Here is a 12,402-nt window from a genome sequence, read left to right as displayed (position 1 = left end):
ATGGCTGAAGTACTCGTGCTCGTCGAGCACGCCGAGGGTGCGATCAAGAAGGTCAGCACCGAACTGCTCACCGCCGCTCGCGCCCTTGGCGAGCCCGCCGCCGTCGTGCTCGGCACCGCGGGCACCGGCGAGAAGCTGGCCGACGCGCTGGCCGCCGCTGGCGCCGAGAAGATCTACATCGCCGAGTCCGACGATGTGGAGAACTACTTGGTGACCCCGAAGGTCGACGTGCTGGCCGCGCTGACCGAGTCGGTCTCGCCCGCCGCCGTCATCGTCGCCGCCTCCGCCGAGGGCAAGGAGGTGTCGGGTCGCCTGGCCGCCCGCATCGGCTCCGGCCTGCTGGTGGACGTCATCGAGGTGAAGCCGGACGGCACCGGGGTGCACTCCATCTTCGGTGGCGCGTTCACCGTCGACGCCAAGGTCACCGGCGATGTCCCGGTGATCTCGGTCCGCCCTGGCGCCGTCGAGGCCTCCGCGCAGGCCGGCGCCGGCGAGAAGGTGACCGTCGAGGTGCCCGCCCAGGAAGAGGGCGTGGTCAAGGTGACCTCGCGCGAGCCGGTCGTGGCCGGTGACCGTCCGGAACTCACCGAGGCGAGCATCGTGGTCTCCGGTGGCCGTGGCGTCGGCTCCGCCGACAACTTCTCGGTGGTCGAGGCCCTGGCCGACTCGCTCGGCGCGGCCGTCGGCGCTTCGCGCGCCGCCGTCGACTCGGGCTACTACCCGGGCCAGTTCCAGGTCGGCCAGACCGGCAAGACGGTCTCCCCGCAGCTGTACATCGCCCTCGGCATCTCCGGCGCGATCCAGCACCGCGCGGGCATGCAGACCTCGAAGACCATCGTCGCGGTCAACAAGGACGAAGAGGCGCCGATCTTCGAGATCGCCGACTACGGCATCGTGGGCGACCTGTTCAACGTCGCGCCGCAGCTGACCGAAGCGGTCAAGGCGCACAAGGGCTGACACGCTCGCAGCGATCGAAAAGCGGCCCCGACCGAGACGGTCGGGGCCACTTTTTCGTTTCACCGCCGAACACGTGATCCCAGTGCGTCTCGGCCAGGGAACTGGCGAACCGACGCGGGTGCGAGCGACTCCGCCGCGGTGATGGTCGGTTCGTACCGTTTCGGTCGACTGGGACGTAGAGGCGCTGATCTTCGAGCGCTCGGTTTGTTGTGACTGGTCGGAAACTTTCGGCGCGAAATTCGTGCAAACTCTCGAGGCCACTCGCGCGGAATTCGTGACCGAGGCGAATGAAATTACGGCGCAGGCGATTTCGCGTCGAAGGTGCAGGTAGCGGACGTACACTCGGCCGGTGAGCATCCCAACGGAACCGATCGGTAGCATCCCTCGACCTCACGACCTGTTGGCCGCCATGGCCGACGAAGCCGGCGACGCAGCCGCGCTCGCCGAACTCCAGCAGCGCGCGGTCGCCGAGACGATCCGCCGCTTGGAGGAACTCGGCTCTCCCGTTGTTACCGACGGCGAGCAGTCCAAGCCGAGTTTCGCCACCTATCCGATCGCGGGGCTGGACAATCTGGCCCCGGACGGGGCGGTCATCCCGTTCGCCGACGGGCATCAGAGACAGCTGCCACGGCTGACCTCGGGCCCGTTCCGCTATGCCGCCCAGGCGGCGGACTATCTGCGCGCCGCGCAGCAGCACGCCACCGTTCCGGTGAAGCAGGCCGTCATCGCGCCGTCGGCGCTGAGCCTGCTGTACCCGGCCGACGGGATCGAGGGTTACCCCCGCGAGCAATTCCTCGCCGACCTCGCCGACGCGGCCGAGGCCGACATCCGTGGCTGCCTGGACGCGGGCGCGCACCTGGTGCAGCTCGACTTCACCGAAGGGCGGCTGTCGCTCAAGCTGGATCCCAGCGGCGGGGTGCTCGACCAGTTCATCGAGCTGAACAACACGGTGCTCGAACGCTTCTCGGATGAGGAGCGAGCCAGGATCGGCGTGCACACCTGTCCCGGCGGCGACCAGGACTCCACGCACAGTCTGGACGTGGACTATGTCCAATTGCTGCCGAAGTTGCTGCAACTGCGGGTCGGCGCGTTCTACCTCCAGCTCGCCAGCGAACCGGACCCGGAGAAGGTTCTCGCCGTAGTCGCGGAACACCTTCCCGCCGAGGCGCGGGTGTTCATCGGCGTCACCGACCCGATCGACCCGCAGGTCGAGACACCCGAACAGGTTCGCGACCGGGTACTGCTCGCCGCGCGCTTCCTGCCCGTCGACCGTTTGGGCACCTGCGACGACTGCGGCTTCTCACCGTTCGCCGACGACACCTCCACCTCGCGAGAGACCGCGTTCGCCAAGATCCGCGCGCGCATCGAGGGCACGGCGCTGGCGTCGACGGAATTGCGCATCTGACCTGTAGTGACTCGGACGACCAGCCCCGGGTGGACCGGGCCGGTGTCGTCCGGCGAGAAGTCGGACTGCGGTTACCCGATGGCTCAGCGCAGATGCGCAGCAGGATCATCGAGCCCTAGTGGAATTCGATAGACGCATGTGGAGCGGCCCCGCTCCGCCCGTGTGATGAGCGGTGCGGGGCCGGTCGTTTCCGTCGGCGTGCGAGTAGGGGTCAGGCGGAGCCGAATTCGCCGCTCTGCATGCCTGTGGTGAAGGCGTCCCACTCGCCTGGTGCGAACACCAACGCCGGGCCGGTCGGGTTCTTGCTGTCCCTGACGCCGATCATGCCGCCGTGGAGCCATGCCACTTCGACGCACTGCGAACCGCTCTCGCTGTGGCTGCTCTTGAACCAGTTCGCCCCGGATAGGTCACCGTTCACCGCTCGTAACTCCTTGCCACCCGCCGGAGCAGGTCTCGCGATTCCACTTCACCCAGGCACTTGTCCCGGATGGCCGAGGCGAGTTCACTATAGAGCCGAATTTCCCCGGCTTTCTCCAGATATACATCCTGCGCAGGACCTCCCTCCAAGTAGACGATCGGCGGTTCGACCGGCACGCCTTTGGCATTCGAGGCGAACTCCATGATGATGAACAGGCTGTGCGGCATCCCCCAGGTCAGTCCAGCGCTGAAGGGATGTATACGCAGTGTGACGTTCGGCAGCTTCGAGGCTTCGGCCAAGTGACGGTGTTGGGCCGACATGGTCTTCGGCCCGCCGACCATGCGGTGGAGTGCCGATTCGTGCAGCAGGACTTCCAAAGTGATCGGCTTGGTCTTACGGGTGACGATGTTCTGCCGCCTCAGCCGGTGCTCCACACGCCGCTCGATGTCTTCGCGACTGAATTCCGGATATGCCCCGATCACTGCTCGCGCATAGTCTGCGGTTTGCAGGAGGCCAGGGATGTGCTCGTGGTACATCGTCAGTCGCCGCGCGGCCGCTTCCAGCCCGACGTACATGTTGAAAGCCCCGCTGTACAGACCGCCATACGCGTGGTACCAGCTCTTCGTTCTAGCTTGCACCGCAAGGTCCACCGCCGCTTCGGTATCCGGGGCCTCCACGGCGTACAGCTCGCATAGCGCCTGGACGTCCTGCTTACGGACTTTCTGAATCTGTCCGGTCTCCATGCGCTGGAGTACCGCCCGGGACAGATCGACGAGTTCGGCGGCCTCGGCGATGGTGAAGCCCGTCGCTTCGCGGCGGTCGCGCAGGAAGCGTCCGAGTTGGCGACGCGGCAGGGTCGATGAGGGGCCTTCTTCATCGAGGTTGGTCACGCAGGTCTCCTAGAAGTGAGTCGTGCGGGATTGCAAACCGATCTCGGTCAGCTCGAGAACCGAGCACCGCCCTGGGTAATTGAGCCGATCAGGAGTGGGTGCTCGTTTTCGAGCGTATTCGCTGGTCACGGGTGGTGTGCTGGTTTCCGGCGTTCGAGGCGGAAACCCGCGCAAGGGGTTGCGCCTCAGGGAAGCGAATCCAAACAAGCACGCTGTCAACATGATCCGGGAGCGATGATGCACGCCCAAAAGATCGGGACAACCGGCCGGCTCGCCACGCATAGGAGGCAGCCACCGAATGCCATAGGACTGTTACGAACCGAGATATCCGGACCGCACGCCCCACGGCACGCGCTCGAAATGCGCTGCCACGCCGAACGATTGGGCTACCACTACCTCTACACCGTCCGGCCGCCGGAAGGGGAAGTCGATCCGGTCGGATACGCGCTGGCCGTCGCGGTCGGCGTGCACGCTGCCGCCCTCGTCGTCCACGACCTGACCACCGTGGACAACACCCCCGCGCGGGTCTGCGAGACATGCGACCTCGAAACGGTGTGCCCTGCGGTAACTTGGGCGCGCGCTCAGTCCGGTGCGATCGGCCCTGGCCATACCCACCCCGACCACCCGCTCACCATCGGCGAGTCGCATCGAATCATGCAGCAGCACAGAGGATGTCGTGCCGCCACCTGTCCACGGAAGGCGTCGGCGCTCAGCTGCCTGGTGCGGGCGGGCAAGCTCGTTCCGCCGGTTTCGAGCCCACGCGAACGCGCCGCGGCTCGTGGTCTGGCGTTCGAACCCGCCGATCCACTGTCCTTCTCGGCTGGCCCCAGCCTGGAAACACTGCTGAATGTGCTGGACGCGCTCGCCGCCTCCGTCGCGGATTCCCGAACGCCGGTATCCCGTCCGCCCGAAGTCGCGCGCAGCGAGCGGGACTGATGTGGAATGCGCGACATCCATCACACCGAAGCCGAGGGCTTTCGGGCTACCTGGCGACCGGAAGGCCACCGCATCGCGATCTTGGTCGTGCGGGACGCGTCCGACATGACGCCGATCGCCTCGTATCACCCCGGTTCTTACCCCGACCTCGCGCAAGCCCGCGAACTGCTGCCGGAATTGACCGGACTATGGGACGCGGTTCGCCACGACTTCTGGTCACAGCTCCTGCCCGGCCATCGACCTTCCACCGCCTGTGTCGACGGCCGGATGTGAGCGCGTGGGTGGCCGGGTAACAGGTCGTGTCCCGCTCAACAGCGGTGCAGCGCGGTGAGCAGAGTGTCCAGGATGGGTGAGCGTTTGGCGTCGGCGCGCAGCACCGCCGACACCGGAATCCGCAGCTTGTTCTCGGCCAATCGCAGGACGACGAGTCCTTCCGTGGTGCTTTCGGCGTAGAGCACGGTCCACGCGTCCGGGCGGTTGATCAGTTCCATCGTCGCGGTGTGGTCCGGTGGGATGGGCGGCCCGAACGTGGGTCCGGTGGGGAGTTCGGCGAAGGCGTTGCGAATCACGGTGTGCAGGAGGACCTGTTCCTGCTCCGGCGGCAGTAGCAGGGGGTAGGAGGCCAGATCCGCCAGCGTCACCGCGTCCTTCGTCGCCAGCGGATGCGCACTGGAGGTGGCGATCACCAGATCCTCCACCCACAGCTGCTCGACCACGAGGCCGGGCTGGTCGACGCTGCCGCGGATGAGCGCGAGATCACAGTCGCCGTCCGCCACGGCGGTGATGCGCTGGCGGAAGGGTTTGATCACGAACTCGATCTCCGCCTCCGAATGCGCGGCGCGGGCACCCGCGATCGCGGACAGCGAGCGGGTGGCGAAGGACATGTTCGCGGCCAGGCGGATGCGCGGTCCGACCGTCCGTACGGCGGCTCGGATCGCCGACTCCAGGCTCAGCATTTGTTTCGCGAGGGGAAGTAGCCGTGCGGTGGCGTCGGTGGGCACGACCGAGCGGGTCGAGCGCTCGAACAGTTGCACACCGAGGTCGCGTTCGAGCCGGGAGATCTGGTGGCTGATCGCCGACTGGGAGATGAAGCAGCGCGCCGCGGCGCCGCTGAAGCTGAGCTCCTCGCAGACCGCGACGAAGTAGGTGAGCTGCCGAAGTTCCACGGCGCCTCCTGATTAATTACGAATCGAGATAAGAGTCATCTTAATTATGCGCCCACACACCTGAAATATCCGCCCTCCGGATCGCGGTTCGTAATGAGAGAAGGAGGCTGTCATGCAGTACGTGGACGCGGGAATCGAAACCGCGGGTGTCGTCATTGTCGGATCGGGGTTCGGCGGGCTCGCCGCCGCCAAGCAACTGGCCAAGTCGGGGGTGGACTATGTGCTGATCTCCAGCACGCCCGAGCATCTGTTCCAACCGCTGTTGTACCAGGTAGCGACCGGTGTGCTCACATCGGAGGAGATCGCGCCGCCGATCGCGGGCATCCTGCGCCGCCATCGCGAGGCCGACGTGCGCCTCGGCACCGTGGTCGGCATCGATCCCGACCGCGCCATCGTCACCTACGAACACGAGGGCGTGTCCCACCGCATCCGCTACGGCTCGCTGATCGCGGCCACCGGCGCGAGCCAGTCCTACTTCGGCCGCGACGACTTCGCGGAGAAGACCTATTCCCTCAAGACCATCGATGACGCGCGCCGGCTGCGCGCGCAGATCGCGCGTGTCTTCGCCGAAGCCGCGCAGGCCGACGAGCAGACCAGGCGCAGGCTGCTGAGCTTCGTCGTGGTCGGCGCGGGCGCGACCGGCGTCGAGGTGGCCGGTCAGCTGAAGGAGCTGGCGAAGCGGCACTTCCACCAGGAGGTCTCGGTCACGCTCGTCGAGGGCGCCGGCGAGGTGCTCCCTCCGTTCGGCGGCGGGCTGTCGGAGTACGCGAAGAAGTCGCTGACCAGCAGCGGCGTGGAGGTGCTTCTCGGCACCTTCGTCACCGACATCGAGCACGGCAAGGTCACCGTCAAGAGCGCCGACGGCGTCGAACACGCCATCGCGGCGGAGACCGTGGTCTGGTCGGCGGGCGTGCAGGCGGGCGGGTTCGCGAAGATCCTGGCCGAGGCCACGGGCGTGGCGACCGACCGCGCGGGCCGGCTGCTGATCAACCCGGACCTCACGGTCGGCGGCTACGCCGACATCTACGCCATCGGCGACATGACCTCGCTCAACGGCTACCCCGGCCAGTCGCCGGTGGCCATGCAGGAGGGCAGGCACGCCGCCGACATCATCCGCCGCAAGAAGCAGCCCGGCACGCCCTTCACCTACTGGGACAAGGGCAGCATGGCGGTGATCAGCCGGTTCAGCGCCGTGACGAAGCTGAACGACCGCATCACCTTCCGCGGCGTGATCGCCTGGTTCATGTGGCTCGCGGTGCACCTGTTCTACCTGGTCGGCTTCCGCAACCGCTTCGCCGCGGTCGCGTCCTGGCTGGTCGCGTTCATCTTCACCGGGCGTCCCGGATTCGCCGAAGAGGACACGACCGCGCCGAAGGTACTCGCCGCGGACAGTCGCGCCGCGTAATAGGTTCCCGCACCTGAGAATCGCGCCGCGCACGATCGAAGGCGGCGCGATTCACGGGGCGCGCGACTGTCGCACCGCATCGGCCTCGAGCGCGATTCGGGCGGTAAACCGCATGTCGGAAGCGGTTTCTATGCGGAGGGGCGAACGCGGTGGAACCGTTCGGTGAACGCTCGGTGTGACAGCCGTCTCGTTCACCCAACCGGCATCGCGGCGACACTTCGAGGTTGCTGGGACGCATTGTCGGACTGGCTTCATCGTGGATATGACTATTTCGTCCGTGCTGACGGCCCCGGCTCGACCGACGGACTCCGGTGAGGGACGGTCGCGCTACTCGCTGGTGGTCTCCTCCGACCTCGACCACCGTATCGCCGCGCAACGCCTGCGCTACAACGTGTTCGCCAACGAGCCGGGCTTTCAGATCCCGGACGACGGAACCGGTTTGGACGCCGACCGTTTCGACGAGCACTGCGACCACATGCTGGTGCGCGACGACGCCGGCGGCGAGTTCGTCGGCTGCTACCGGATGCTGCCGCCGGACAAGGTCGCCGCGGCGGGCGGGTACTACACCGCGACGGAATTCGACCTCACCCAACTCGATCCGGAAGGCATGCGGATCGTCGAGATGGGCCGCGCGTGCGTGGTTCCCGACCACCGCAACGGCTCGGTGCTCACCCTCATGTGGGCGGGGATCCTGCACTACATCCAGCTCACCGGCTACGAGTGGGTGATGGGCTGCGTGTCGGTGCCGATGCGCGACACCCCGGCCGATCCGCCGGGCGTGAACGTGCGCGGTGTGCGCGACATGCTGCTGGGCAGGCACGCCTCCGACCCGGAGCGCCGGGTGCACCCGTACAACCCGGTGACCGTCGACGGGAAGACGCTGGACGAACTGACGCCGCCGGGGCGGCCGAAGCTGCCCCCGCTGGTGCGCGGCTACCTGCGGCTGGGCGCGGAGATCTGCGGCGAGCCAGCCCACGATCCCGCTTTCGCGGTGGCCGACTTCGTCGCGCTGTTGGGGCTGAACACCATCAACACCCGCTACCTCGAGCGACTACAAGACGCCGCCGCGTCGTTCGACGGGGGACGGTGAGGACCGTGGTCTTCGACGCGCCGCCCGCCACGTCCGCTGCGCACGCATGGATGCCGTCGAGCCCCTGCGGTCCCGGGTGCATCGATGCGATCGATGAGGTCGGCCCCGCGCGGGTGGCCGCCCGGCTGGCCGGAATCGCCGGACTGCTGCTCAGCTATCCGATCGCGCACACGGTTACCCCGCGCGGCAAGCGTGCGCCGTTGCAACGCGGCTACGCGCGCTTACTGCTAGGTTGCCTCGGCCTGCGGTTGCGCGTGGTCGACCACCGGGTGGCGGCAGGCGAGCGCGGTGTCGTCGATGAGGGTGATACCGCGCTCGCACCCGCCGGCTTCGGCGCCGCGGACCGGGGTGTGCTGGTCGTCGCCGGGCACATCAGCTGGACCGACATCGTCGCGCTGGCTTCGGTGCAGCCGCTCGGCTTCGTGGCCCGCGCCGACATGGTGGACTGGCCGCTGATCGGCAACCTCGCCAAGTTGATGCGGGTCATCCCGATCGAGCGCGAGAGCCTGCGCGGGCTGCCCGGCGTGGTGGCCGCGATCGGAGCGCGGTTGGCCGCCGGTGAACGGATCGGCGTCTTCCCCGAGGGCACCACCTGGTGTGGCCGTGCCTACGGCACCATACGACCCGCGTTGTTCCAGGCGGCGGTGGACACCCGCACCCCCGTGCAGCCGGTGCGGTTGCGGTACCTGGACCGGCACGGCGTGCCGTGCACGGTGCCCGCCTTCGTCGGCGTCGACACCTTCGCCTCCTCCGCCCGGCGCGTACTTCGTTCGCGCGGAATGGTCGCCGAAGTGGTGCTGGAGCCGGTGCTGGAGCCCGGCGCCGACCGGCGCGAACTGGCCCGCCGCTGCGAAGCCGCCGTCCGCGGCGCCGCGCACGACGCGCTTGACGGCACGGAGTGGATCGAGGCCGGGCACACACGGGTGCAGGATCCGTCGCTCGCGACCGACGCCCCGGAGGTGCGCCGCCCGCGCCGCCGCCCGGTTCTGCGCGGTCGCCGGAGCACTGCGGCCGCGCGGTGAATCGAGCACAGGCTCCGCGAGTGGCACACCACCGAGAGGTCTACTCGGGATTTGCCACAGCCATGTGCCACTCACGGACGTTCCGCGGTGGGCCGCCGGCCGTTGAGCACTCGCGTTGAACGCGTGGTGCTGCACATGAGTCCGGGGCTAGCCGATGTCGGCTCGCCCCGGAATATAAGGAAGAACTCAGAAGCCGCTTCCCGTCGGCGGACGCCACCTGTGGTCCCACCTGCCGTGGTCCCAGTCGTCGTGGCGGTCGCGGCCGCGGAACCAGTCGTCGTGGCGGCCGCGGTTCCAGTCGTTGTGCCTGCCGCGATTCCAGTCGTCGTGGCCGTGGCGGCCGTGGGTCGCGTCGAGCTGGTCGGCGGGCTCGAGCACGATGGGGTCGGCGAGCGCGGGCACCGCGACGGCGGCGACCGGCATCAGGGCGAGAACGGACGCGGCGGCGGCGCGTGCCAGCGCACGTCGCGTACGTCCATGGGTGCGTGGGTTCATCGGAACTTCCTCACTATCGATTCGTCCGTGGGTCGACCGCTCCGGGTCCCCGCCCCGGAGTCCGCGCCGCGAACGAAGCGGACCAGCGACCAACACGCTGAACAACGTACCGCTATTCAGCGGCGCATTCAATAGGTGAATACCCTGAGATTTCCCCGGTCGCAGGGCCTTCGGCCGGGCGCGGCGCCGCGGAACGGACCCCGCGCGGGCGGGCGAGCAGGGGGGAATAACCGGCTGAGCGTGACGGCTATCCTTAACTGGTCATGAAGTCGGCTTTTTCGGGTCCGGTCAACGGTGCTGCGCCCCAGACGGTCTACCTCGATCACGCGGCCACCACACCGATGCTGCCCGCGGCCATCGAGGCGATGACGGCTGCCCTGCGCAGCACGGGCAACGCGTCGTCGCTGCACGGCTCGGGGCGCGCCGCCCGGCGGCTGCTGGAGGAAGCGCGCGAGTCGATCGCGGCGGACCTGGGCGCCCGGCCGTCGGAGGTCATCTTCACCTCAGGCGGCACCGAGAGCGACAACCTGGCGGTGAAGGGCATCTTCTGGGCGCGCCGCGACGCCGATCCGCGCCGCAGCCGGATCATCGCCAGCTCCGTCGAGCATCACGCGGTGATCGACGCGGTGGAGTGGCTGGAGCGGCACGAGGGCGCGCAGGTCACCTGGCTGCCGGTGGACGCCGACGGCGTGGTCGCGCCCGCGGCGCTGCGCGCGGCGCTTTCCGCCCATCCCGACGACGTCGCGCTGGTCACCGTCATGTGGGCGAACAACGAGGTCGGCACGATCCAGCCGATCGGCGAGCTGGCCTCCGTCGCCGCGGAATTCGGCGTGCCGATGCACAGCGACGCGGTGCAGGCGGCGGCGCAGCTGCCCATCGATTTCGGCGCGAGCGGCCTTTCCGCGGCCAGCTTCGCCGGGCACAAGGTCGGCGGGCCGCACGGTATCGGGGTGCTGCTGCTCGGCAGGCAGGTGCCGTGCGTGCCCCTGCTGCACGGCGGCGGGCACGAGCGCGACCTGCGGTCGGGCACCTCGGACACGGCGGCCGCGATCGGGCTCGCCGCCGCGCTGCGCCAGACCTCGATCGAACGCCATGCCAGGACCGCCGAGCTGGTGGCTTTGCGCGACGCGCTGATCGACGGCATCCGCGCGACCGCGCCCGACGCACTGCTCAACGGTCCCGTCGGCGACGGGCGACTGCCCGGCAACGTGCACGTCACCTTTCCCGGCTGCGAAGGAGATTCGCTGCTGATGCTGCTGGACGCGGCGGGAATCGAATGCTCGACGGGTTCGGCGTGCACCGCGGGCGTCGCCACGCCGAGTCACGTGCTGATCGCCATGGGCGTCGAGCCGTGGCAGGCGCGCGGATCGCTGCGCTTCTCGCTGGGGCACACTTCGACGCGCGCCGACGTCGATGCGGTCCTGGCAGTCTTGCCACAGGTGGTTGAGCGGGCCAAGGCCGCGGGCTTGGCCGGTGCGAAAGGAGGTGTCTGATGCGGGTACTCGCCGCGATGAGCGGTGGTGTGGATTCGGCCGTGGCGGCGGCGCGTGCCGTCGACGCCGGTCACGAGGTGGTCGGCGTGCATCTGGCGCTGTCGGCCACGCCGGGCACGTTGCGCACCGGATCGCGCGGTTGCTGCTCGAAGGAGGACGCCGGTGACGCTCGGCGCGCCGCCGACGTGCTCGGCATCCCCTTCTATGTCTGGGATTTCGCCGACCGCTTCAAGGAAGACGTCATCGACGACTTCGTCGCGGCCTACGCGGCGGGTGAGACGCCGAATCCGTGCCTGCGCTGCAACGAGAAGATCAAGTTCTCCGCGCTGGCCGATCGCGCCGTGGCGCTCGGCTTCGACGCCGTGGTCACCGGCCACTACGCGCGTCTGGAGGATGGTGTGCTGCGCCGTGCCGTCGACGCCGACAAGGACCAGTCCTACGTGCTGGCGGTGCTGACCGCGCAGCAACTCTCCCGTGCGATGTTCCCGGTCGGCGACACCCCCAAGCCGCAGATCCGCGCCGAGGCCGCCGAGCGCGGCCTCGCCGTCGCGAACAAGCCGGACAGTCACGACATCTGCTTCATCCCCTCCGGCGACACCCGCGCCTTCCTCGGCGCGAAGATCGGCATCCGCCCCGGTGCGGTGGTCGACTCCGACGGGCGGGAACTCGCGCGGCACGAGGGCGTGCACGGGTTCACCATCGGTCAACGCAAGGGGCTCGGGCTGCCGGGTCCCGCCGCCGACGGCAAGCCGCGCTACGTCACCGGCATCGATCCCGAGTCCGGCACGGTTCGCGTCGGTTCGGCCGAGGACCTGCGGGTCTGGACGGTCGAGGCGGAGCGCGCGATCTGGACCTCCGGCTCCGCGCCGGCGGGCCCGATCGACTGCGTGGCGCAGGTGCGCGCGCACGGCGGCACCGCGCCTGCGGTCGCCGAGGCGATGGGGGACGGGCTCACCGTGCGGCTGCGTGAGCCGCTGACGGGCGTCGCGCGTGGTCAGGCCGTGGTGCTCTATCGTCCGGATCCCGAGGGTGACGAGGTGATCGGCAGCGGCACCATCTCCGGCACCGCGCGGGAGTCCGTCACGAGCGAAGCGGGGGCCGAGGCGGCGCGGTGATCCGCTCCGC

At 68.8% G+C, this 12,402-nt stretch carries 13 protein-coding genes; 9 read left to right on the top strand and 4 right to left on the bottom strand.

The genetic code is table 11. The features are described from left to right. Window positions 1-957 carry an electron transfer flavoprotein subunit alpha/FixB family protein gene (locus ACH49X_RS05905; protein WP_195078589.1) on the top strand — a complete coding sequence of 319 codons (957 nt, stop codon included), beginning with the start codon at window positions 1-3 and terminating at the stop codon, window positions 955-957. A 349-nt stretch (window positions 958-1,306) separates the two neighbouring features. Beyond that, entirely contained in the window at window positions 1,307-2,362 is a 1,056-nt protein-coding gene (locus tag ACH49X_RS05900; protein ID WP_357206968.1) for a 5-methyltetrahydropteroyltriglutamate--homocysteine methyltransferase, read from the top strand. A gap of 211 nt (window positions 2,363-2,573) precedes the next feature. Here the strand turns inward: ACH49X_RS05900 and ACH49X_RS05895 are convergent, their stop codons facing one another. Continuing rightward, window positions 2,574-2,780 carry a DUF397 domain-containing protein gene (locus tag ACH49X_RS05895; protein WP_357206966.1) on the bottom strand — a complete coding sequence of 69 codons (207 nt, stop codon included), beginning with the start codon at window positions 2,778-2,780 and terminating at the stop codon, window positions 2,574-2,576. After that, the gene (locus tag ACH49X_RS05890; RefSeq protein ID WP_195078592.1) at window positions 2,777-3,670 is read right to left on the bottom strand and encodes a helix-turn-helix transcriptional regulator; all 894 of its coding nucleotides are present in this window, start codon (window positions 3,668-3,670) and stop codon (window positions 2,777-2,779) included. The genes ACH49X_RS05895 and ACH49X_RS05890 overlap by 4 nt, the downstream gene beginning before the upstream one ends. A 360-nt stretch (window positions 3,671-4,030) precedes the next feature. Between ACH49X_RS05890 and ACH49X_RS05885 the strand changes: the two genes are divergently transcribed. Further along, a complete protein-coding gene (locus tag ACH49X_RS05885) occupies window positions 4,031-4,606 on the top strand; it encodes a hypothetical protein (protein WP_357112368.1) in 576 nt (191 codons plus the stop codon). A gap of 6 nt (window positions 4,607-4,612) precedes the next feature. After that, window positions 4,613-4,879, top strand: a complete 267-nt coding sequence (locus ACH49X_RS05880; protein WP_195078594.1) for a hypothetical protein — start codon at window positions 4,613-4,615, stop codon at window positions 4,877-4,879. Between the two features lie 35 nt (window positions 4,880-4,914). On the opposite strand, the gene ACH49X_RS05875 is transcribed toward ACH49X_RS05880, so the two are convergent. Then, on the bottom strand, window positions 4,915-5,772 hold the full coding sequence (locus ACH49X_RS05875) for a LysR substrate-binding domain-containing protein (RefSeq protein ID WP_195078595.1): 858 nt from the start codon (window positions 5,770-5,772) through the stop codon (window positions 4,915-4,917). A 112-nt stretch (window positions 5,773-5,884) separates the two neighbouring features. Between ACH49X_RS05875 and ACH49X_RS05870 the strand changes: the two genes are divergently transcribed. The 3 genes from ACH49X_RS05870 to ACH49X_RS05860 all read left to right on the top strand — a co-directional run bounded on the left by ACH49X_RS05870 (window position 5,885) and on the right by ACH49X_RS05860 (window position 9,289). Continuing rightward, complete coding sequence (locus ACH49X_RS05870; protein WP_357112371.1) at window positions 5,885-7,177, top strand: NAD(P)/FAD-dependent oxidoreductase; 1,293 nt, start codon at window positions 5,885-5,887, stop codon at window positions 7,175-7,177. A gap of 262 nt (window positions 7,178-7,439) precedes the next feature. Then, window positions 7,440-8,267 carry a GNAT family N-acetyltransferase gene (locus tag ACH49X_RS05865; RefSeq protein WP_195078597.1) on the top strand — a complete coding sequence of 276 codons (828 nt, stop codon included), beginning with the start codon at window positions 7,440-7,442 and terminating at the stop codon, window positions 8,265-8,267. Further along, window positions 8,264-9,289, top strand: coding sequence for a lysophospholipid acyltransferase family protein (locus ACH49X_RS05860; RefSeq protein WP_323124189.1), 1,026 nt, complete (start codon window positions 8,264-8,266; stop codon window positions 9,287-9,289). Before ACH49X_RS05865 ends, ACH49X_RS05860 begins: the two co-directional genes overlap by 4 nt. 186 nt (window positions 9,290-9,475) lie before the next feature. Here ACH49X_RS05860 and ACH49X_RS05855 read toward each other — a convergent pair whose 3' ends face one another. Continuing rightward, window positions 9,476-9,784: a hypothetical protein gene (locus ACH49X_RS05855; RefSeq protein WP_195078598.1), complete on the bottom strand. Its 309-nt coding sequence runs from the start codon at window positions 9,782-9,784 to the stop codon at window positions 9,476-9,478. Window positions 9,785-10,047: 263 nt separating this feature from the next. Here ACH49X_RS05855 and ACH49X_RS05850 point away from each other — a divergent pair, with 263 nt between their 5' ends. Further along, entirely contained in the window at window positions 10,048-11,277 is a 1,230-nt protein-coding gene (locus ACH49X_RS05850; protein WP_195078599.1) for a cysteine desulfurase family protein, read from the top strand. Beyond that, window positions 11,277-12,392, top strand: coding sequence for a tRNA 2-thiouridine(34) synthase MnmA (gene mnmA / locus ACH49X_RS05845; protein WP_195078600.1), 1,116 nt, complete (start codon window positions 11,277-11,279; stop codon window positions 12,390-12,392). Before ACH49X_RS05850 ends, mnmA begins: the two co-directional genes overlap by 1 nt. Window positions 12,393-12,402 lie beyond the last annotated feature (10 nt).

Source organism: Nocardia sp. NPDC019323 (assembly GCF_044389845.1).
Lineage (GTDB): Bacteria > Actinomycetota > Actinomycetes > Mycobacteriales > Mycobacteriaceae > Nocardia > Nocardia implantans.
Note: the sequence above shows the minus strand (reverse complement) of the source record. Positions and strands in the feature narration are given on the sequence as shown.

Coding starts and splice junctions, on each gene's coding strand:
- ACH49X_RS05880 (WP_195078594.1), top strand. CDS start 4,613: ATGCGCGACATCCATCACACCGAAGCCGAGGGCTTTCGGGCTACCTGG.
- ACH49X_RS05865 (WP_195078597.1), top strand. CDS start 7,440: ATGACTATTTCGTCCGTGCTGACGGCCCCGGCTCGACCGACGGACTCC.
- ACH49X_RS05885 (WP_357112368.1), top strand. CDS start 4,031: ATGCGCTGCCACGCCGAACGATTGGGCTACCACTACCTCTACACCGTC.
- ACH49X_RS05870 (WP_357112371.1), top strand. CDS start 5,885: ATGCAGTACGTGGACGCGGGAATCGAAACCGCGGGTGTCGTCATTGTC.
- ACH49X_RS05855 (WP_195078598.1), bottom strand. CDS start 9,784: ATGAACCCACGCACCCATGGACGTACGCGACGTGCGCTGGCACGCGCC.
- mnmA (WP_195078600.1), top strand. CDS start 11,277: ATGCGGGTACTCGCCGCGATGAGCGGTGGTGTGGATTCGGCCGTGGCG.
- ACH49X_RS05850 (WP_195078599.1), top strand. CDS start 10,048: ATGAAGTCGGCTTTTTCGGGTCCGGTCAACGGTGCTGCGCCCCAGACG.
- ACH49X_RS05905 (WP_195078589.1), top strand. CDS start 1: ATGGCTGAAGTACTCGTGCTCGTCGAGCACGCCGAGGGTGCGATCAAG.